Below are 19,886 nucleotides of genomic sequence, written 5' to 3' on the forward strand. Positions count from 1 at the left end.
GCAGTTAATGGCTTTCTGATGTCGTTTCTCGTTGCTTCGAGGTCGCTGGCAGAGCAGGTCGCTGTGTGCGTCAGGTTGATGATCGGACTCATCAGTACTCCGCTGATGTTCGAACGAGTTTGCGGTCAGGCGTGATGGGGGCGCTGTGCACCATAACAATACGTTGACGATGCCCGGCATCCGTCGGGCGCAGCATTTCGGGGAAGTAACGATGAAGATGCGACGACTTTTAGGCGCAGGTGCCGCTCTGGTGCTTGCGATGAGCTCCACTTTCGCCAGCGCTGAAAAACAGACCCTGAACATCGGTTACGTTGACGGCTGGTCCGACAGCGTCGCGACCACCCATGTGGCGGCCGAAGTGATCAAACAGAAACTCGGCTACGACGTGAAGCTCCAGGCCGTCGCCACCGGGATCATGTGGCAGGGCGTTGCCACCGGCAAACTCGATGCCATGCTGTCGGCCTGGCTGCCGGTGACCCACGGCGAATACTGGGCGAAGAACAAGGATCTGGTCGTCGATTACGGCCCGAACTTCAAGGACGCGAAAATCGGCCTGATCGTGCCCGAGTACGTCAAAGCCAAATCCATCGAAGACCTGAAAACCGACGACAGCTTCAAGAATCGCATCGTCGGCATCGACGCCGGCTCTGGTGTGATGCTCAAGACCGACCAGGCGATCAAGGATTACGGCCTGACCGGTTACACCCTCAAGGCCAGTTCCGGCGCCGGCATGATCGCCGAGCTGACCCGCGCCGAGAAAAAGAACGAATCCATCGCCGTGACCGGCTGGGTGCCGCACTGGATGTTCGCCAAGTGGAAGCTGCGCTTCCTCGACGACCCGAAAGGCGTGTATGGCGCGGCTGAAACCGTGAACAGCATCGGCAGCAAGGAACTGGATGCCAAGGCGCCGGAAGTGGCGAAGTTCCTGAAGAACTTCCAGTGGGCCTCCAAAGACGAAATCGGTCAGGTCATGCTGGCGATTCAGGACGGTGCCAAACCTGAAGCCGCTGCCAAGGACTGGGTCGCCAAGCACCCGGACCGCGTGGCTGAATGGACCAAGTAATATAAGTCGAAGCGTCTAGTCTGCGCTTCCCAGGGCCGCCCGGCATTTACGTCGGGCGGCCTTTTTTATTGCCGTTCTTTTAATGGCGGATGCGCACCTTTTTCGGGCCGTCTGGAAATTGGCAAAAACGCCATGGCGATCTACTACTAAGGTCGTCTGGAAGCCGGCTCGCAGCCGCATACAGTGGATACGTTCCAAAAATAAAAATCTGTGCTGCGAGGATAAAAACAATGAACGACAGCATTTACCTCTCTATTCAGAACAGCCCGCGCTTCAAGGAGCTGGTGAAAAAAAGGGAAAGGTTCGCCTGGATACTCTCGGCGATCATGCTGGGGCTCTACTCCGGATTCATCCTGCTGATTGCGTACGGGCCGCAAGTGCTCGGGACCAAAATCAGTGCCGGTTCATCGATCACCTGGGGCATCCCCATCGGTGTCGGGCTGATTGTCTCGGCCTTCATCCTGACCGGTATCTACGTGCGCCGCGCCAATGGCGAGTTCGACGACCTGAACAATGCGATTCTCAAGGAGGCTCAGCAATGATCCGGCGTCTACTGGCTCTTTTGAGCATCGCAGCGTTCGCTCCGGCCGCCTGGGCCGCTGACGCCCTGACCGGCGAAGTCCACAAGCAACCGCTCAACGTTTCCGCGATCGTCATGTTCGTGGTGTTCGTCGGCGCGACTCTTTGCATCACCTACTGGGCCTCCAAACGCAACAAGTCGGCTGCCGACTACTATGCGGCGGGCGGCAAAATCACCGGTTTCCAGAACGGTCTGGCGATTGCCGGTGACTACATGTCGGCGGCGTCCTTCCTGGGGATTTCCGCGCTGGTGTTCACCTCCGGCTACGACGGCCTGATCTACTCGATCGGCTTCCTGGTGGGCTGGCCGATCATTCTGTTCCTGATCGCCGAGCGCCTGCGCAACCTGGGCAAATACACCTTTGCCGACGTGGCGTCCTACCGCCTCGGGCAAACCCAGATCCGCACGCTGTCGGCCTGCGGCTCGCTGGTGGTGGTGGCGTTCTACCTGATCGCGCAAATGGTCGGTGCCGGCAAGCTGATCCAGCTGCTGTTCGGCCTCGACTACCACGTCGCGGTGATTCTGGTCGGTATCCTGATGTGCCTGTACGTACTGTTCGGCGGCATGCTGGCGACCACCTGGGTGCAGATCATCAAGGCTGTGCTGTTGCTGTCCGGTGCCTCGTTCATGGCGCTGATGGTGATGAAGCACGTCAACTTCGACTTCAACACCCTGTTCTCCGAATCCATCAAGGTTCACGCCAAGGGCGAAGCGATCATGAGCCCCGGCGGTCTGGTGAAAGACCCGATCTCGGCGTTCTCCCTCGGCCTGGCACTGATGTTCGGTACCGCCGGCCTGCCGCACATCCTGATGCGCTTCTTCACCGTGAGCGACGCGAAAGAAGCCCGTAAGAGCGTGCTGTATGCGACCGGTTTCATTGGCTACTTCTACATCTTGACCTTCATCATCGGCTTCGGCGCGATCCTGCTGGTCAGCACCAACCCGGCCTTCAAAGATGCGGCGGGCGCTCTGCTCGGCGGCAACAACATGGCGGCGGTACACCTGGCCAACGCCGTGGGCGGCAGCGTGTTCCTCGGCTTCATCTCGGCCGTGGCGTTCGCGACCATCCTGGCGGTAGTGGCGGGCCTGACCCTGGCCGGTGCTTCGGCGGTGTCCCACGACCTGTACGCCAGCGTGATCAAGAAGGGCAAGGCCAACGAGAAGGATGAGATCCGCGTTTCGAAGATCACCACCGTCGCACTGGGCGTGCTGGCCATCGGCCTGGGCATCCTGTTCGAAAGCCAGAACATCGCGTTCATGGTTGGCCTGGCGTTCTCCATTGCGGCCAGCTGCAACTTCCCGGTGCTGCTGCTTTCTATGTACTGGAAGAAGCTGACCACCCGTGGCGCCATGATTGGCGGCTGGCTGGGTCTGGTGAGTGCGGTGGGCCTGATGATTCTTGGCCCGACCATCTGGGTGCAGATTCTGCATCATGAGAAGGCGATCTTCCCTTATGAGTATCCGGCGCTGTTCTCGATGATCATTGCGTTTATCGGGATCTGGTTCTTCTCGATCACCGACAAGTCGGCGGCGGCAGAGAACGAGCGTGCGCTGTTCTTCCCGCAGTTTGTGCGTTCGCAGACTGGGTTGGGGGCTAGTGGGGCGGTTTCGCACTGAGGCTTTTTGTGTAGGTTAGGTTGAATGGAAAATGCCCTGGTCGAGAGATTGGGGCATTTTTTTGTGGGCGGTTATCGGATGTTCTTGGGATTGGGTGTATATCCGTTGCTGCGGTAACGGCTTCTTAGGGTTCCGCCCTTACGGCGGGTCACTTTTGACAAACGCCTCAAAAGTAACCAAAAACGCTTGCTCCTACGTCCGGCCCGCTCGCTGGGGCTCGGGGTTCCTTCGCTCCGGGATTGATCCGGGGGCATCGCCTACGGTTTGCTTCGCTGCACCTCCTCTCGATGCATGCGGCTGCGCCGCACGGTCGCTGCGCTCCCACCCTCGGATCAATCCCTCCACTCAGCCTACCGACGGGCCCTGCGATCAAAAGCTTTACTCGAGCTAACGCTCATCGTGGTGAGTGGTTAGGGGCGGGTGTTCGGCTTTGGTTTTGTGCTGGATTTACCCCTCACCCCAGCCCTCTCCCCTAGGAGAGGGAGCCGATTTGTGGGCTTTTCAAAACTTGAGTTCGACTCGGTATTGCACGTCGGCGTAGCTCTGCCATTCACCTCGATCAGTTCCCTCTCCCTCCGGGAGAGGGCTAGGGTGAGGGGGGCTCTTGATCTGGCTTTTGCTCTAGTTTTTGCTCTGGCTTTTGATTTTTTGCCCCTTCGGCAGGCCGAGCGGAGGTGTCCATCAGGGGGTAGGCGCGCAGCGCCGTGCGGCGAAGCCGCATACATCGAGAGGAGGTGCAGCGAAGCAAACCGTAGGCGATGCCCCCTGATGGGCGCCGTAGCGAGGGAACACTGAGCCTAAGCGAAGTGCCGTACGCCGGGGCAAAAGCCTTTTGCTTACTTTTCGGCGTTTGGAAAAGTGAGTCGCTGTAAGAGCGAAACCGCCAGCGGCAGCACCCGAAGAAACGGATATGTACCCAATCAACAAAAAAACCAGTCGGCCCAAAGGCCGCTGAGATGAAACAAACAAAAACGGCCCCCATTCTCATGGAGGCCGTTTCCGATACAACGTTAAGACGTTATCGCAAGACAAGTCTTATTTGCGGTCTTCCAGCTTGGTGATATCCCGCGACTCATAACCCGTATACAGCTGGCGCGGACGGCCAATCTTGTACGGGCTGGAGAGCATTTCCTTCCAGTGCGAGATCCAGCCGACAGTACGTGCCAGGGCGAAGATCACGGTGAACATGCTGGTCGGAATGCCGATCGCCTTGAGGATGATCCCCGAGTAGAAGTCGACGTTCGGGTACAGCGAGCGTTCGATGAAGTACGGGTCGGTCAGGGCGATCTCTTCCAGGCGCATGGCCAGTTCGAGTTGCGGATCGTTCTGGATGCCCAGTTCCTTCAACACTTCGTCGCAGGTCTGCTTCATCACGGTCGCACGTGGGTCGCGGTTCTTGTAAACGCGGTGACCGAAGCCCATCAGCTTGAACGGATCGTTCTTGTCCTTGGCCTTGGCGATGAACTTGTCGATGTTCGAGACATCGCCGATTTCATCGAGCATGGTCAGCACGGCTTCGTTCGCACCGCCGTGGGCAGGGCCCCACAGTGCGGCGATACCGGCGGCGATACAGGCGAACGGGTTGGCACCCGAAGAGCCCGCCAGGCGCACGGTGGAGGTCGAAGCGTTCTGCTCGTGGTCGGCGTGGAGGATGAAGATCCGGTCCATGGCCTTGGCGAGTACCGGGCTGATCGGTTTGATCTCGCACGGGGTGTTGAACATCATGTGCAGGAAGTTTTCCGCGTACGACAGGTCGTTGCGCGGGTACATCATGGGTTGGCCCATGGAGTACTTGTAAACCATCGCGGCCAGGGTCGGCATCTTGGCAACCAGGCGGATCGCGGAGATTTCGCGATGCTGCGGGTTATTGATGTCGAGGGAGTCGTGGTAGAAGGCCGAGAGGGCGCCGACTACGCCGCACATGACGGCCATCGGGTGGGCGTCACGGCGGAAGCCGTTGAAGAAGGTCTTCAGCTGTTCGTGAACCATGGTGTGGTTCTTCACGGTGCCGACGAACTGGGCCTTTTGCTCTGCAGTCGGCAGTTCGCCGTTCAGCAGCAGGTAGCAGGTTTCCAGGTAGTCCGACTTTTCAGCCAGTTGTTCGATCGGGTAGCCGCGGTGCAACAGAATGCCGTTGTCGCCGTCGATATAGGTGATCTTCGATTCGCAGGAAGCGGTCGACATGAAACCGGGGTCGAAAGTGAAGCGGCCCGTGGCCGTCAGGCCCCGAACATCGATTACATCGGGACCAACGGTGCCGGTTAAAATGGGCAGCTCGACGGGGGCTGCGCCCTCGATGATCAACTGCGCTTTTTTGTCAGCCATGTGGCCTCCTATTTATGCTTGAAATCATCAGACAGACCCCCCACGCAGGGCCCGCACCACTATAGTGAGATAAATTCGAATGTCAATTTGCCTAAAGTCTTGCTCCAGAAGGCTTTAACCGCACTTTTTCCTCGAAATTGCCTGCCATTTACGCCTTTTATACAACTTGTGCAATCAGCTATTGGGGGTAGGCGATTGCGTTGTCATTAGTAGCCTAACTGTCTATACTCGGCGACCGACCGCCAAGGGCTTTTGGGCTTGCTTTCATTGGGGGTCGCATCCCTGGGTGGTGGTTACCTGACCAGTGCACTCCCCAACAACTTTGCCCTGATTGTTAGGGGCTCTTCAGTGTGAAAAAAAAGCCGTGAAAAGCCAACGACCTGTAAACCTAGACCTAAGGACCATCAAACTCCCCATCACCGGCGTTACGTCGTTTCTTCACCGTGTTTCCGGCATCATCCTCTTCCTGGGCCTCGGCATCATGCTTTATGCATTGGGCAAATCCCTGGGTTCCGAGGAAGGTTATGTCGAGGTGAAGGCATGCTTGACCAGCCCGCTGGCCAAGTTCGTAGCATGGGGCCTCCTGTCCGCTCTGCTGTATCACCTGGTTGCCGGTGTGCGCCACTTGATCATGGACATGGGCATCGGTGAGACGCTGGAAGGCGGCCGCCTGGGCTCGAAACTGATCATCGCCGTTTCCGTGGTGCTGATCGTTCTGGCAGGAGTTTGGATATGGTAACCAGCGTTACAAACCTTTCGCGTTCGGGCCTCTATGACTGGATGGCACAGCGCGTGTCTGCGGTCGTTCTCGCGGCTTATTTCATTTTCCTGATCGGCTACCTCGCCGCTCACCCGGGCATCGGCTATGAACAATGGCATGGCCTGTTCGCCCACAACGGAATGCGTATCTTCAGTCTGCTGGCACTGGTTGCCCTGGGCGCTCACGCCTGGGTCGGCATGTGGACCATCGCGACCGACTACCTGACGCCGATGGCGCTGGGCAAGTCCGCGACTGCAGTACGTTTCCTTTTCCAGGCAGTATGCGGCGTCGCGATGTTCGCTTACTTCGTCTGGGGTGTGCAGATTCTCTGGGGTATCTGATTCATGGCTAACATTCCAACGATTTCTTTCGACGCCATCATCATTGGTGGCGGCGGTGCCGGCATGCGCGCTGCGCTGCAGCTGGCACAGGGCGGTCACAAGACTGCCGTGATCACCAAGGTCTTCCCGACCCGTTCGCACACTGTATCCGCCCAGGGCGGCATCACCTGCGCCATCGCGTCGGCCGACCCGAACGATGACTGGCGCTGGCATATGTACGATACCGTCAAGGGTTCCGACTACATCGGTGACCAGGACGCTATCGAATACATGTGTCAAGAAGGCCCGGCTGCCGTTTTCGAGCTGGACCACATGGGTCTGCCGTTCTCGCGTACCGAAACCGGCCGTATCTACCAGCGTCCGTTCGGCGGTCAGTCGAAGGATTACGGTAAGGGCGGGCAGGCTGCCCGTACCTGTGCCGCTTCCGACCGTACCGGTCACGCGCTGCTGCACACCCTTTATCAGGGCAACCTGAAAGCCGGTACCACGTTCCTGAACGAGTACTACGCTGTCGATCTGGTGAAGAACGACGCAGGCGACTTCGTCGGTGTGATTGCAATCTGCATCGAAACCGGTGAAACCACCTACATCCGCGCCAAAGCGACCGTACTGGCGACCGGCGGTGCAGGCCGTATCTACGCGTCCACCACCAACGCCCTGATCAACACCGGTGACGGCGTCGGCATGGCTCTGCGTGCTGGCGTGCCGGTACAAGACATTGAAATGTGGCAGTTCCACCCGACCGGCATCGCCGGCGCTGGTGTACTGGTTACCGAAGGTTGCCGTGGTGAAGGTGGTTACCTGATCAACAAGCACGGCGAGCGTTTCATGGAGCGTTACGCTCCGAACGCCAAAGACCTGGCTGGTCGTGACGTGGTTGCCCGCTCGATGGTTAAAGAAATCATCGCCGGCAACGGTTGCGGTCCGAATGGCGACCACGTAATGCTCAAACTCGACCACTTGGGCGAGGAAGTGCTGCACAGCCGTCTGCCAGGCATCTGCGAACTGTCGAAGACTTTCGCACACGTTGACCCGGTGGTTGCTCCGGTTCCGGTTGTTCCGACCTGCCACTACATGATGGGTGGCGTTGCCACCAACATTCACGGTCAGGCAATCACCCAGAACGCCGAAGGTGTGGATCAGATCATTCCTGGTCTGTTCGCCGTAGGTGAAGTGGCTTGCGTATCGGTTCACGGCGCCAACCGCCTGGGCGGCAACTCGCTGCTCGACCTGGTGGTCTTCGGTCGCGCCGCCGGCCTGCACCTCGAGAAAGCTCTGACTGACGGCATCGAATACGATGACGCCACCGAAGCCAACATCGAGGCTGCCCTGGCACGCCTGAGCGCGCTGAACAACCGTACCGACGGCGAAGACGTCGCTACCCTGCGTCGCGAGCTGCAAAGCTGCATGCAGAACTACTTCGGTGTATTCCGTACCGGCGAATACATGCAGAAGGGTATTGCCCAGCTGGCCGATCTGCGCAAGCGCATTGCCAACGTGAAGATCAATGATAAGTCGCAGGCGTTCAACACTGCACGTATCGAAGCGCTGGAACTGCAAAACCTGCTGGAAGTGGCTGAAGCTACCGCCATTGCTGCCGAAGTACGTAAAGAGTCCCGCGGCGCTCACGCCCGTGAAGACTTCGAAGACCGTGACGACGAAAACTGGCTGTGCCACACCCTGTACTTCCCGGGTGAGAAACGTGTCGCCAAGCGTGCCGTGAACTTCTCGCCGAAGACTGTTCCGACTTTCGAACCAAAAGTCCGGACTTATTAAGGGTGACCGCCATGTTGAAAGTCAGTGTTTATCGTTACAACCCTGATCAGGACGCTGCGCCGTTCATGCAGGAATTCCAGGTCGATACCGGTGGTAAGGACCTGATGGTGCTGGACGTGCTGGCCCTGATCAAAGAGCAGGACGAAGGTTTCTCCTATCGTCGCTCCTGCCGTGAAGGTGTTTGCGGCTCCGACGGCATGAACATCAACGGCAAGAACGGCCTGGCGTGCATCACGCCGCTGTCCGCTGTCGTCAAAGGTAACAAGTTGGTCATCCGTCCTCTGCCAGGTTTGCCGGTTATCCGTGACCTGGTCGTCGATATGAGCATCTTCTACAAGCAATACGAGAAGGTTAAGCCATTCCTGCAGAACGACACGCCGGCTCCGGCCATCGAGCGTCTGCAGTCCCCTGAAGAGCGTGAAAAGCTCGACGGTCTGTACGAGTGCATCCTGTGCGCCTGCTGCTCGACCTCTTGCCCGTCCTTCTGGTGGAACCCGGACAAGTTCCTGGGTCCAGCTGCACTGCTGCAAGCGTACCGCTTCCTGGCAGACAGCCGTGACACCAAGACGTCCGAGCGTCTGGCGTCCCTCGATGACCCGTTCAGCGTCTTCCGCTGCCGGGGCATCATGAACTGCGTCAACGTATGTCCGAAAGGCCTGAACCCGACTAAGGCCATCGGTCACATCCGTAACATGCTGCTTTCGAGCGGCGTGTGATTCAGAAGCTGTAACCGCCGCTGTAAAAAGCGGCATCGCTGCACCGTACAGGTCAAGGCGCGGGCTTCAACCCGCGCCCTGGCTATAACCAGAGCAACAGCCATAAGCTGCGGCTCTTATTTTGAAGAAATGAGACAAGCAGGGGCATCCGGGCTGGTACCCGGACTATCAGTGTGATCCTAAGTGGCTTGTTTTGGTCGCTGCATTCGGACTTCTGCAAGTTTGCTCGGTGTCGACACCGATGGTGTTCCCCTAACCGAGGGTGACCAAGCATGCAAGAAAGCGTGATGCAGCGCATGTGGAACAGCGCCTACCTTTCAGGTGGAAACGCTGCCTATGTGGAAGAGCTTTATGAGCTCTACCTGCACGACCCTAACGCTGTGCCAGAAGAGTGGCGCACCTACTTTCAGAAGCTGCCCGCCGACGGCGGCTCTGCCACCGATGTTTCGCACTCCACAATTCGCGATCATTTCGTGCTGCTGGCGAAGAACCAGCGCCGCGCCCAACCGGTTTCCGCCGGCAGCGTGAGCAGTGAGCACGAGAAGAAGCAAGTTGAAGTGCTGCGATTGATCCAGGCCTACCGTATGCGTGGCCACCAGGCAGCCCAGCTTGACCCGCTGGGGCTGTGGCAGCGTCCTGCACCTGCAGACCTGTCGATCAATCATTACGGCTTGACCAATGCCGATCTTGATACGACCTTCCGTGCCGGCGACCTGTTCATCGGCAAAGAGGAAGCGAGCCTACGCGAAATTCACGAAGCGTTGCAGCAGACATATTGCCGCACCATCGGCGCTGAATTTACGCACATCACCGATTCCGAGCAGCGCCAGTGGTTCCAGCAGCGTCTGGAAAGCGTACGTGGCCGTCCGGAATACTCCGCCGACATCAAGAGCCACCTGCTCGAGCGCGTGACGGCCGGTGAAGGTCTGGAAAAATACCTGGGCACCAAATACCCGGGCACCAAGCGTTTCGGTCTGGAAGGCGGCGAAAGCCTGATTCCGATGCTCGACGAACTGATCCAGCGTTCCGGCTCGTACGGCACCAAGGAAGTCGTCATCGGCATGGCCCACCGTGGCCGTCTGAACGTGCTGGTCAACACCTTCGGCAAGAACCCGCGCGAGCTGTTCGACGAGTTCGAAGGCAAGAAGAAGGTCGAGCTGGGTTCCGGTGACGTTAAATACCACCAGGGCTTCTCGTCCAACGTGATGACCGCCGGCGGTGAAGTTCACCTGGCCATGGCGTTCAACCCGTCCCACCTGGAAATCGTTTCCCCGGTGGTCGAAGGTTCGGTACGTGCCCGTCAGGACCGTCGCAACGACGCGACCGGCGAAAAAGTACTGCCGATCTCCATCCACGGTGACGCTGCATTCGCAGGTCAGGGCGTGGTGATGGAAACCTTCCAGATGTCGCAGACCCGCGGTTTCAAGACCGGCGGTACCGTGCACATCGTGATCAACAACCAGGTCGGTTTCACCATCAGCAACCCGCTGGACTCGCGTTCCACCGAGTACGCCACCGACGTTGCGAAGATGATCCAGGCGCCGATCCTCCATGTGAATGGCGATGATCCGGAAGCCGTACTGTTCGTGACCCAACTGGCCATCGACTACCGCATGCAGTTCAAGCGTGACGTGGTGATCGACCTGGTCTGCTACCGCCGTCGCGGCCACAACGAGGCCGACGAGCCAAGCGGCACCCAGCCTCTGATGTATCAGCAGATCACCAAGCAGCGCACCACCCGTGAGCTGTACGCTGATCGTCTGACCCAGGGCGGTGTGCTGGACGCAGAGCGTGTTCAGGCGAAAGTCGACGAATACCGCAACGCGCTGGACAACGGTCTGCACGTAGTGAAGTCGCTGGTCAAAGAGCCGAACAAAGAGCTGTTCGTGGACTGGCGTCCGTATCTGGGCCACGCCTGGACTGCGCGTCACGACACGCGCTTCGATCTGAAGACCCTGCAGGAACTGTCCGCCAAGCTGCTGGAAATTCCGGAAGGCTTCGTGGTTCAGCGCCAGGTCGCGAAGATCTACGAAGACCGTCAGAAGATGCAAGCCGGCGGCCTGCCGATCAACTGGGGTTACGCCGAAACCATGGCGTACGCGACCCTGGCGTTCGAAGGTCACCCGATCCGCATGACCGGTCAGGACATCGGCCGCGGTACGTTCTCGCACCGTCACGCTGTTCTGCACAACCAGAAAGATGCCGGCACCTACATTCCGCTGAAACACTTGTACGAAGGTCAACCACGCTTCGACCTGTACGACTCGTTCCTGTCGGAAGAAGCGGTACTGGCGTTCGAATACGGTTACTCGACCACCACGCCAAACGCGCTGGTGATCTGGGAAGCCCAGTTCGGCGACTTCGCCAACGGTGCACAGGTCGTGATCGACCAGTTCATCACCAGCGGCGAGCACAAGTGGGGCCGTCTCTGCGGTCTGACCATGCTGCTGCCGCACGGCTACGAAGGCCAGGGCCCTGAGCACAGCTCGGCACGTCTTGAGCGTTACCTGCAGCTGTGCGCCGAGCACAACATTCAGGTGTGCATGCCGACGACTCCGGCGCAGATCTACCACCTGCTGCGTCGTCAGGTGATCCGCCCGCTGCGCAAGCCGCTGGTAGTCCTGACTCCGAAGTCGCTGCTGCGTCACAAACTGGCAATCTCGACGCTGGAAGATCTGGCCGAAGGTTCGTTCCAGACCGTTATCCCGGAAATCGATGCACTGGACCCGAAAAAGGTCGAGCGCGTGGTTCTGTGCAGCGGCAAGGTCTACTACGACCTGCTGGAAAAACGCCGTGCCGAAGGCCGCGAAGATATCGCCATCGTGCGTATCGAGCAGCTGTACCCATTCCCTGAGGACGACTTGAAAGAAGTCCTGGCTCCTTACACCAACGCCAAAGCGGCTGTCTGGTGCCAGGAAGAGCCGATGAACCAGGGCGCCTGGTACTGCAGCCAGCACCACCTGCGTCGCAGCATCAGCAACCTCAACAAATCTCTCGTACTCGAGTACGCGGGCCGTGAGGCTTCTGCTGCACCTGCATGTGGTTACGCATCGATGCACGCCGAGCAGCAGGAAAAACTGCTGCAAGACGCGTTTACCGTTTAACGCCTTCGCGCACCTGAAACCGAATTTAAGGAACCACAGACAATGGCTATCGAGATCAAAGCCCCCACTTTCCCGGAATCGGTTGCCGATGGCACCGTTGCCACCTGGCACAAACAACCGGGCGACGCCGTCAAGCGTGACGAACTGATCGTCGACATCGAAACCGACAAGGTCGTTCTGGAAGTGCTGGCCACCGCCGACGGCGTGCTGGGCGCAATCGTCAAGGGCGAGGGCGACACCGTCCTGTCCGACGAAGTCCTGGGCTCCATCGTTGAAGGCGGCGCTGCTGCCGCTGCTCCGGCTGCCGCTGCTGCTCCGGCCGCTGCTGCCGCTGCCCCGGCTGCTGCCGGCGCTGACGAAGACGCGATCGCTGCTCCGGCCGCTCGCAAGCTGGCCGAAGAAAACGGCATCAACCTGGCTTCCGTAAAAGGCACCGGCAAAGACGGCCGTGTGACCAAGGAAGACGTGGTTGCCGCTGTTGAAGCGAAGAAATCCGCTCCGGCTGCTGCACCGAAAGCTGCTGCTCCGGCCGCTGCCGCTCCTGTGTTCGCCGCTGGCGACCGCATCGAGAAGCGCGTTCCGATGACCCGCGTTCGTGCCACCGTTGCCAAGCGTCTGGTTGAAGCCCAGTCGAACATGGCGATGCTGACTACTTTCAACGAAGTCGACATGACCGAAGTCATGGCCCTGCGTTCGAAGTACAAGGATCTGTTCGAGAAGTCCCACAACGGCGTACGCCTGGGCTTCATGTCGTTCTTCGTGAAGGCTGCCACCGAAGCGCTGAAACGCTTCCCGGCGGTCAACGCTTCGATCGACGGCAACGACATCGTTTACCACGGTTATGCCGACATCGGCGTTGCTGTTTCCAGCGACCGTGGCCTGGTAGTTCCGGTTCTGCGTAACGCCGAACACATGAGCCTGGCTGAAATCGAAGGCGGCATCGCCACCTTCGGCAAGAAGGCCCGTGACGGCAAACTGTCGATGGACGAGATGACCGGCGGTACCTTCACCATCACCAACGGTGGTACCTTCGGTTCGATGATGTCGACCCCGATCGTCAACCCGCCGCAGGCAGCGATTCTGGGCATGCACAACATCATCCAGCGTCCGATGGCCATCAACGGTCAGGTCGTTATCCGTCCGATGATGTACCTGGCACTGTCCTACGATCACCGTCTGATCGATGGCAAAGAAGCTGTGACTTTCCTGGTGACCATCAAGAACCTGCTGGAAGATCCGGCTCGTCTGTTGCTGGATATCTAAAAAACAGCTGCAAGCTTCAAGTTTCAAGCCACAAGCTCAGACCGAGCGGCGTGGCTGGGAGCTTGTAGCTTGCGGCTTGTAGCTTTATTGCTAAAGAGGATTTTTTGAATGTCGCAGAAATTTGACGTAGTAGTGATCGGTGCCGGCCCTGGCGGCTACGTAGCTGCCATCAAGGCCGCGCAACTCGGTCTGAGCACTGCCTGCATCGAGAAGTACACCGATGCTGAAGGCAAGCAAGCCCTGGGCGGCACCTGCCTGAACGTAGGCTGCATTCCGTCCAAGGCGCTGCTGGACAGCTCCTGGAAATACAAGGAAGCCAAAGAAAGCTTCAACGTTCACGGTATCTCGACTGGCGAAGTCAAAATGGACGTCGCTGCGATGGTTGGTCGCAAGGCCGGCATCGTCAAGAACCTGACCGGCGGCGTTGCCACCCTGTTCAAGGCCAACGGCGTTACTTCGATCCAGGGCCACGGCAAACTGCTGGCCGGCAAGAAAGTCGAAGTCACCAAGCCGGACGGCTCGGTTGAAGTCATCGAAGCCGAAAACGTCATCCTGGCGCCAGGTTCGCGTCCGATCGACATTCCACCGGCTCCGGTCGACCAGAAAGTCATCGTCGATTCGACTGGCGCTCTGGAATTCCAATCCGTACCTAAGCGTCTGGGCGTGATCGGCGCTGGCGTGATCGGTCTGGAACTGGGTTCGGTATGGTCGCGTCTGGGTGCAGAAGTGACTGTCCTGGAAGCCCTGGACACCTTCCTGATGGCAGCGGACACCGCTGTTTCCAAGGAAGCGCTGAAAACCCTGACCAAACAGGGTCTGGACATCAAGCTGGGCGCTCGCGTAACCGGCTCGAAAGTGAACGGCGACGAAGTCGTTGTGAACTACACCGACGCCAACGGCGAACAGACCATCACTTTCGACAAGCTGATCGTAGCCGTTGGTCGCCGTCCGGTGACCACTGATCTGCTGGCTGCCGACAGCGGCGTGACCCTGGACGAGCGCGGTTTCGTGCACGTTGACGATCACTGCGCCACCACCGTACCGGGCGTCTACGCCATCGGTGACGTGGTTCGCGGCATGATGCTGGCTCACAAAGCCTCGGAAGAGGGCATCATGGTTGTCGAGCGCATCAAGGGTCACAAGGCCCAGATGAACTATGACCTGATCCCTTCGGTTATTTATACTCACCCGGAAATCGCATGGGTTGGTAAAACCGAGCAGGCCTTGAAAGCTGAAGGCGTTGAAGTTAACGTCGGCACCTTCCCGTTCGCAGCATCCGGCCGTGCCATGGCCGCCAACGATACCGGTGGTTTCGTCAAGGTCATCGCCGATGCCAAGACTGACCGCGTATTGGGCGTGCACGTGATTGGCCCGAGCGCTGCAGAACTGGTTCAGCAGGGCGCGATCGGTATGGAGTTCGGCACCAGCGCTGAAGACCTGGGCATGATGGTTTTCTCCCATCCGACCCTGTCCGAAGCCTTGCACGAAGCAGCTCTGGCAGTGAATGGCGGCGCCATCCACATTGCCAACCGCAAGAAGCGTTAAGACACAATAAGAAACCACGGCGGTACGGCCCGTCGTGAGCCTTGCGTGCAAGACTCACCGCGGAATGTCCGCTGGACGCAGCCTTGCGTAGCTGCACCGGGTATCCGGAAAGGCTACGCAAGCAGCAGTCACAGGTGGCGCGGCACTCATCAAGAGCGCAGCGCCGAATGCGCAGTACCTAACGAAGACGGTAAAAAGCATGAATCTTCACGAGTATCAGGGTAAGCAGCTGTTCGCTGAATACGGCCTGCCAGTTTCCACTGGTTTCGCAGTAGACACCCCGGAAGCAGCAGCAGAAGCTTGCGACAAAATCGGCGGCAACGAGTGGGTTGTCAAAGCCCAGGTTCACGCCGGTGGTCGCGGTAAAGCGGGCGGCGTCAAGCTGGTTCGCAGCAAAGAAGACGCCAAAGCCTTCGCACAGCAGTGGCTGGGCAAGCGTCTGGTGACTTACCAGACTGATGCCAATGGCCAGCCAGTCACCAAGATCCTGGTTGAATCGTGCACTGATATCGCTAAAGAGCTGTACCTGGGCGCTGTCGTTGACCGTTCGAGCCGTCGCATCGTGTTCATGGCTTCCACCGAAGGTGGCGTGGACATCGAGAAAATCGCTCACGACACTCCAGAAAAAATTCTGAAAGCCACTATCGATCCACTGGTTGGCGCTCAGCCGTTCCAGGGTCGCGAGCTGGCATTCCAGCTGGGTCTGGAAGGCAAGCAGGTTGCTCAGTTCGCCAAGATCTTCGTAGGTCTGGCCAAGCTGTTCAAGGATCACGACCTGGCTCTGCTGGAAGTGAACCCGCTGGTGATCAAGGCTGACGGCGATCTGCACTGCCTGGACGCCAAGATCAACATCGACGCCAACGCAATGTACCGTCAGCCTAAGCTGAAGACTTTCCACGATCCGTCCCAGGACGATCCGCGCGAAGCGCACGCTGCCAAGTTCGAACTGAACTACGTAGCGCTGGAAGGCAACATCGGCTGCATGGTGAACGGTGCCGGCCTGGCCATGGGTACCATGGACATCGTCAACCTGCACGGCGGCAAGCCAGCCAACTTCCTCGACGTAGGTGGTGGTGCTACCAAAGAACGCGTTACCGAAGCTTTCAAGATCATTCTGTCCGACAGCAATGTCGCTGCAGTACTGGTTAACATCTTCGGCGGCATCGTTCGTTGCGACATGATTGCCGAAGGCATCATCGGTGCAGTGAAAGAAGTCGGCGTGAAAATCCCGGTTGTTGTTCGTCTTGAAGGCAACAACGCTGAACTGGGCGCTAAAGTACTGGCAGAAAGCGGTTTGAACATCATCGCTGCTACCAGCCTGACCGACGCTGCTCAACAAGTCGTTAAAGCTGCGGAGGGCAAGTAATGAGCGTCCTGATCAATAAAGACACCAAAGTAATCTGCCAGGGCTTCACCGGCGCGCAGGGTACTTTCCACTCCGAGCAAGCCATTGCCTACGGCACCAAAATGGTTGGCGGCGTGACTCCAGGCAAGGGTGGTACCACTCACCTGAACCTGCCTGTGTTCAACACCGTGAAAGAAGCCGTAGAAGCCACTGGCGCCACCGCCAGCGTGATCTACGTTCCGGCTCCTTTCTGCAAGGACTCGATTCTGGAAGCAGCATTCGGCGGCATCAAGCTGATCGTCTGCATCACCGAAGGCATTCCTACCCTGGACATGCTGGACGCGAAAGTTAAGTGCGACGAGCTGGGTGTCACCCTGATCGGCCCTAACTGCCCAGGCGTGATCACTCCGGGCGAGTGCAAGATCGGCATCATGCCAGGTCACATCCACTTGCCAGGCAAGGTCGGTATCGTTTCCCGTTCCGGCACCCTGACCTACGAAGCTGTGAAGCAGACCACTGACGCCGGTTTCGGTCAGTCGACTTGCGTCGGCATCGGCGGTGACCCGATCCCGGGTTCGAACTTCATCGACATCCTGAAGCTGTTCCAGGAAGACCCGAAGACCGAAGCGATCGTAATGATCGGCGAGATCGGCGGTTCGGCTGAAGAAGAAGCGGCTGCCTACATCAAGGCCAACGTGACCAAGCCGGTTGTTTCCTACATCGCTGGTGTGACTGCTCCTCCGGGCAAGCGCATGGGCCATGCTGGCGCAATCATCTCCGGCGGCAAAGGCACTGCAGACGAGAAATTCGCTGCTCTGCAAGACGCAGGCGTGAAAACCGTGCGTTCGCTGGCAGACATCGGCAAGGCCCTGGCCGAGCTGACTGGCTGGGAAGTGAAGAAGTAAGCTTCGGCTGACTTTTAGCTCCAGCAACAAAGGCCACCTTCGGGTGGCCTTTGTCGTTTCTGATGTTCGGTTTGACGATGGCGATTTATAGGCACCTGCCCAATTACATGCAAAAACGCGACACAGACACGTCGCGTATCGGATAGTTCGCCCTCAAACAGTGCGTTTGTCAGACAAATTCGTTAGGCTAGCAGCCATTTTTGCGTCTGCCGCCCACAAGGCATGCAACGCGCTAAACGGGTCAGTCTTATACGGATTGACAGCATTTCCCTAACCCCACAGGGAAATCCCCCTCTAAATTCCGATTCAGTAGTGTGGTATTTCCTTAATGAAAGTTTTGAAAGGTCAGGACATCCTGGCACTTGGCTTTATGACATTCGCCCTGTTCGTCGGGGCCGGCAACATCATCTTCCCGCCTATCGTCGGTTTGCAGTCCGGGCCAAACGTCTGGATGGCGGCGCTGGGCTTCCTGATCACGGCGGTCGGTCTGCCAGTGATCACCGTTGTCGCGCTGGCCAAGGTCGGCGGGGCGATGGATGCGCTGAGCACACCAATCGGCAAGATCGCCGGTGGCGTACTGGCAGCCGCGTGCTATCTGGCGGTCGGCCCGTTGTTCGCCACGCCGCGTACCGCGACCGTATCGTTCGAGGTAGGTCTGGCGCCGCTGACCGGCGAAAGCCCGCTGGCGTTGTTCCTCTACAGCTCGGTGTATTTCCTGCTGGTGTTCTTCATCTCGCTCTATCCGGGCCGTCTGCTGGACACCGTAGGACGTTTCCTCGCGCCGCTGAAGATCATCGCCCTGGCGGTACTCGGCATTGCCGCGTTCGCGCTGCCGGCCGGTGACATCGGCGTGGCCACTCCGGAATACGTCGCTGCGCCGTTCTCCCAAGGTTTTATCAATGGTTACCTGACCATGGATACCCTGGGCGCCCTGGTGTTCGGCATCGTCATCGTCAACGCGATCCGCTCCCGTGGCGTCGAGTCGCCTGCGCTGATCACCCGTTACGCGATCATCGCCGGGCTGATCGCCGGCGTCGGTCTGGCGCTGGTGTATGTCAGCCTGTTCCGTCTCGGTTCCGGCAGCCATGAAGTGGCCGCAGGGGCAACCAACGGCGCGGCGGTGCTGCACGCTTACGTGCAACATACCTTCGGTTCGCTGGGCAGCGGTTTCCTCGCGGTGCTGATCTCCCTGGCGTGTCTGGTGACGGCGGTCGGCCTGACCTGTGCCTGCGCCGAATACTTCAGCCGCATCGTGCCGCTGTCCTACAAGACTCTGGTCATCATCCTCGCGGCATTTTCGCTGCTGGTGTCCAACCTGGGCCTGACCAAGCTGATCGCGTTCTCGATCCCGGTGCTGACCGCGATCTACCCACCGTGCATCGTGCTGGTAGCCCTGAGCTTCTGCGCTGCGTTCTGGCATGAGCAGAGCCGCATCATGGGGCCGGTGATGCTGGTGTCGTTCGTGTTCGGCATGATCGATGCCTTGAAAGGCGCCGGTCTGGCCGACTGGATGCCATCGCAACTGTCCCACCTGCCGCTGAGCGAGCAGGGCCTGGCGTGGCTGGTGCCATGCGTGATGACCCTGGTGGTCGCAGTGGTTTGTGACCGCCTGCTGGGCAAGCGCGCCGAAGCCCTGGCTTAAGATTGCCGGCCCGTCACAAGCGGGCTTGAGCGATTAAACAGAAATGCCCCGTATCAATCGATACGGGGCATTTTTTATGGGCGTCAGGCAGTGTCTTTTCCTTTCGGCTAACGTCGAAGGGGAGCCGAAATCTTCCACACAGGAATTTGCATGTCGTTCATCCAAGCCAACCTGATCCACTTGCTTGCCGCGCTCTGGTTCGTCATCTGCTGGGGCGGTTACACCCGTTATGCCACCTGGAAGGGCCGTGACACGGCGTGCCTGGCCAGCGTGTTGCACCTGTACCGCGAAGACTGGATGCGCCGCATGCTGCTGCGTGACAACCGCATTGCCGATGCCAGCGTGATCGGTAACCTGGAGCGCAACGCCTCGTTCTTCGCTTCCAGCACGCTGATCATCCTGGCCGGCATCCTGACTGTGCTCGGTGCCTCTGAACGTGCAGTGTCGTTGCTGGCGGACATCCCGATAGTGCAGCAGGCCTCCCAGGGCATGTCGGAGATCAAGTTGCTGTGCCTGGCGCTGGTGTTTGTCTATGCCTTCTTCACGTTCAGCTGGTGCATGCGCCAGTACAACTTCGCGGCCGTTCTGGTGGGCTCGGCGCCGATGATCGGTGAGCGTCAGGTGTCCGAGCAGGAGCGCAAGGCGTTCGCTTCCCGGGCGGCGCGGGTGATTTCGATGGCGGCCAACCAGTTCAACTTCGGTCTGCGTTCCTATTACTTCGGCATGAGCATGCTGGCGTGGTTCGTCAGCCCGTGGCTGTTCATGCTGATGAGTGCGGGTGTGGTACTGGTGTTGTATCGCCGCGAGTTTCATTCCGACGTGCTCGATGTAATGGTCTATACCCCTACAGAGGCGCCATTGCCTGAAACGATCAAAGAGGCTGCTTGATGAGTATTCCGTTCTG

The 19,886-nt window shown here is 58.8% G+C and carries 15 protein-coding genes; 14 read left to right on the forward strand and 1 reads right to left on the reverse strand.

The genetic code is table 11. The features are described from left to right. Window positions 1-211: 211 nt before the first annotated feature. The 3 genes from R1A29_RS07635 (at window position 212) to R1A29_RS07645 (ending at window position 3,260) form a co-directional block, all read left to right on the forward strand. The gene (locus tag R1A29_RS07635; protein WP_085710539.1) at window positions 212-1,063 is read left to right on the forward strand and encodes a glycine betaine ABC transporter substrate-binding protein; all 852 of its coding nucleotides are present in this window, start codon (window positions 212-214) and stop codon (window positions 1,061-1,063) included. A 230-nt stretch (window positions 1,064-1,293) separates the two neighbouring features. Continuing rightward, a complete protein-coding gene (locus tag R1A29_RS07640; RefSeq protein WP_085710541.1) occupies window positions 1,294-1,605 on the forward strand; it encodes a DUF485 domain-containing protein in 312 nt (103 codons plus the stop codon). Continuing rightward, window positions 1,602-3,260 (forward strand): cation acetate symporter, encoded by a 1,659-nt coding sequence (locus R1A29_RS07645; protein ID WP_119428789.1) that lies wholly within the window; start codon window positions 1,602-1,604, stop codon window positions 3,258-3,260. Before R1A29_RS07640 ends, R1A29_RS07645 begins: the two co-directional genes overlap by 4 nt. 1,035 nt (window positions 3,261-4,295) lie before the next feature. On the opposite strand, the gene gltA is transcribed toward R1A29_RS07645, so the two are convergent. After that, window positions 4,296-5,585: a citrate synthase gene (gene gltA / locus R1A29_RS07650; protein ID WP_007959044.1), complete on the reverse strand. Its 1,290-nt coding sequence runs from the start codon at window positions 5,583-5,585 to the stop codon at window positions 4,296-4,298. 364 nt (window positions 5,586-5,949) lie between these two features. On the opposite strand from gltA, the gene sdhC reads away from it, so the two are divergent. From sdhC to R1A29_RS07705, 11 genes are all read left to right on the forward strand, one after another. Next, window positions 5,950-6,324 carry a succinate dehydrogenase, cytochrome b556 subunit gene (gene sdhC / locus R1A29_RS07655; RefSeq protein ID WP_011333113.1) on the forward strand — a complete coding sequence of 125 codons (375 nt, stop codon included), beginning with the start codon at window positions 5,950-5,952 and terminating at the stop codon, window positions 6,322-6,324. Next, window positions 6,318-6,686, forward strand: a complete 369-nt coding sequence (sdhD, locus tag R1A29_RS07660; RefSeq protein WP_085710546.1) for a succinate dehydrogenase, hydrophobic membrane anchor protein — start codon at window positions 6,318-6,320, stop codon at window positions 6,684-6,686. Before sdhC ends, sdhD begins: the two co-directional genes overlap by 7 nt. Before the next feature lie 3 nt (window positions 6,687-6,689). Next, complete coding sequence (gene sdhA, locus R1A29_RS07665) at window positions 6,690-8,462, forward strand: succinate dehydrogenase flavoprotein subunit (protein ID WP_085710547.1); 1,773 nt, start codon at window positions 6,690-6,692, stop codon at window positions 8,460-8,462. A gap of 11 nt (window positions 8,463-8,473) precedes the next feature. After that, window positions 8,474-9,178, forward strand: a complete 705-nt coding sequence (locus tag R1A29_RS07670; protein ID WP_065260469.1) for a succinate dehydrogenase iron-sulfur subunit — start codon at window positions 8,474-8,476, stop codon at window positions 9,176-9,178. Between the two features lie 272 nt (window positions 9,179-9,450). After that, window positions 9,451-12,282 carry a 2-oxoglutarate dehydrogenase E1 component gene (locus R1A29_RS07675; RefSeq protein WP_085710549.1) on the forward strand — a complete coding sequence of 944 codons (2,832 nt, stop codon included), beginning with the start codon at window positions 9,451-9,453 and terminating at the stop codon, window positions 12,280-12,282. 42 nt (window positions 12,283-12,324) lie between these two features. Then, the gene (gene odhB, locus R1A29_RS07680) at window positions 12,325-13,545 is read left to right on the forward strand and encodes a 2-oxoglutarate dehydrogenase complex dihydrolipoyllysine-residue succinyltransferase (protein WP_114881938.1); all 1,221 of its coding nucleotides are present in this window, start codon (window positions 12,325-12,327) and stop codon (window positions 13,543-13,545) included. A gap of 108 nt (window positions 13,546-13,653) precedes the next feature. Then, entirely contained in the window at window positions 13,654-15,090 is a 1,437-nt protein-coding gene (lpdA, locus tag R1A29_RS07685) for a dihydrolipoyl dehydrogenase (protein ID WP_011333117.1), read from the forward strand. 199 nt (window positions 15,091-15,289) lie between these two features. After that, a complete protein-coding gene (gene sucC / locus R1A29_RS07690; protein ID WP_007959029.1) occupies window positions 15,290-16,456 on the forward strand; it encodes an ADP-forming succinate--CoA ligase subunit beta in 1,167 nt (388 codons plus the stop codon). Then, the gene (sucD, locus tag R1A29_RS07695) at window positions 16,456-17,340 is read left to right on the forward strand and encodes a succinate--CoA ligase subunit alpha (RefSeq protein ID WP_011333119.1); all 885 of its coding nucleotides are present in this window, start codon (window positions 16,456-16,458) and stop codon (window positions 17,338-17,340) included. Before sucC ends, sucD begins: the two co-directional genes overlap by 1 nt. A 328-nt stretch (window positions 17,341-17,668) precedes the next feature. After that, a complete protein-coding gene (gene brnQ / locus R1A29_RS07700) occupies window positions 17,669-18,982 on the forward strand; it encodes a branched-chain amino acid transport system II carrier protein (protein ID WP_438301078.1) in 1,314 nt (437 codons plus the stop codon). A gap of 150 nt (window positions 18,983-19,132) precedes the next feature. Then, window positions 19,133-19,870 carry a DUF599 domain-containing protein gene (locus R1A29_RS07705; RefSeq protein WP_438301079.1) on the forward strand — a complete coding sequence of 246 codons (738 nt, stop codon included), beginning with the start codon at window positions 19,133-19,135 and terminating at the stop codon, window positions 19,868-19,870. Window positions 19,871-19,886 lie beyond the last annotated feature (16 nt).

Origin of the sequence: Pseudomonas sp. NMS19W (genome assembly GCF_051554255.1) — a bacterium.
GTDB classification, from domain to species: domain Bacteria; phylum Pseudomonadota; class Gammaproteobacteria; order Pseudomonadales; family Pseudomonadaceae; genus Aquipseudomonas; species Aquipseudomonas kribbensis.

Bases quoted from the DNA above. Each gene is read 5' to 3' on its own strand.
- sucD (WP_011333119.1), top strand. From the start codon at position 16,456: ATGAGCGTCCTGATCAATAAAGACACCAAAGTAATCTGCCAGGGCTTC.
- sucC (WP_007959029.1), top strand. From the start codon at position 15,290: ATGAATCTTCACGAGTATCAGGGTAAGCAGCTGTTCGCTGAATACGGC.
- R1A29_RS07675 (WP_085710549.1), top strand. From the start codon at position 9,451: ATGCAAGAAAGCGTGATGCAGCGCATGTGGAACAGCGCCTACCTTTCA.
- R1A29_RS07640 (WP_085710541.1), top strand. From the start codon at position 1,294: ATGAACGACAGCATTTACCTCTCTATTCAGAACAGCCCGCGCTTCAAG.
- odhB (WP_114881938.1), top strand. From the start codon at position 12,325: ATGGCTATCGAGATCAAAGCCCCCACTTTCCCGGAATCGGTTGCCGAT.
- R1A29_RS07705 (WP_438301079.1), top strand. From the start codon at position 19,133: ATGTCGTTCATCCAAGCCAACCTGATCCACTTGCTTGCCGCGCTCTGG.
- gltA (WP_007959044.1), bottom strand. From the start codon at position 5,585: ATGGCTGACAAAAAAGCGCAGTTGATCATCGAGGGCGCAGCCCCCGTC.
- sdhA (WP_085710547.1), top strand. From the start codon at position 6,690: ATGGCTAACATTCCAACGATTTCTTTCGACGCCATCATCATTGGTGGC.
- R1A29_RS07635 (WP_085710539.1), top strand. From the start codon at position 212: ATGAAGATGCGACGACTTTTAGGCGCAGGTGCCGCTCTGGTGCTTGCG.
- lpdA (WP_011333117.1), top strand. From the start codon at position 13,654: ATGTCGCAGAAATTTGACGTAGTAGTGATCGGTGCCGGCCCTGGCGGC.
- brnQ (WP_438301078.1), top strand. From the start codon at position 17,669: ATGAAAGTTTTGAAAGGTCAGGACATCCTGGCACTTGGCTTTATGACA.
- sdhD (WP_085710546.1), top strand. From the start codon at position 6,318: ATGGTAACCAGCGTTACAAACCTTTCGCGTTCGGGCCTCTATGACTGG.
- R1A29_RS07645 (WP_119428789.1), top strand. From the start codon at position 1,602: ATGATCCGGCGTCTACTGGCTCTTTTGAGCATCGCAGCGTTCGCTCCG.
- R1A29_RS07670 (WP_065260469.1), top strand. From the start codon at position 8,474: ATGTTGAAAGTCAGTGTTTATCGTTACAACCCTGATCAGGACGCTGCG.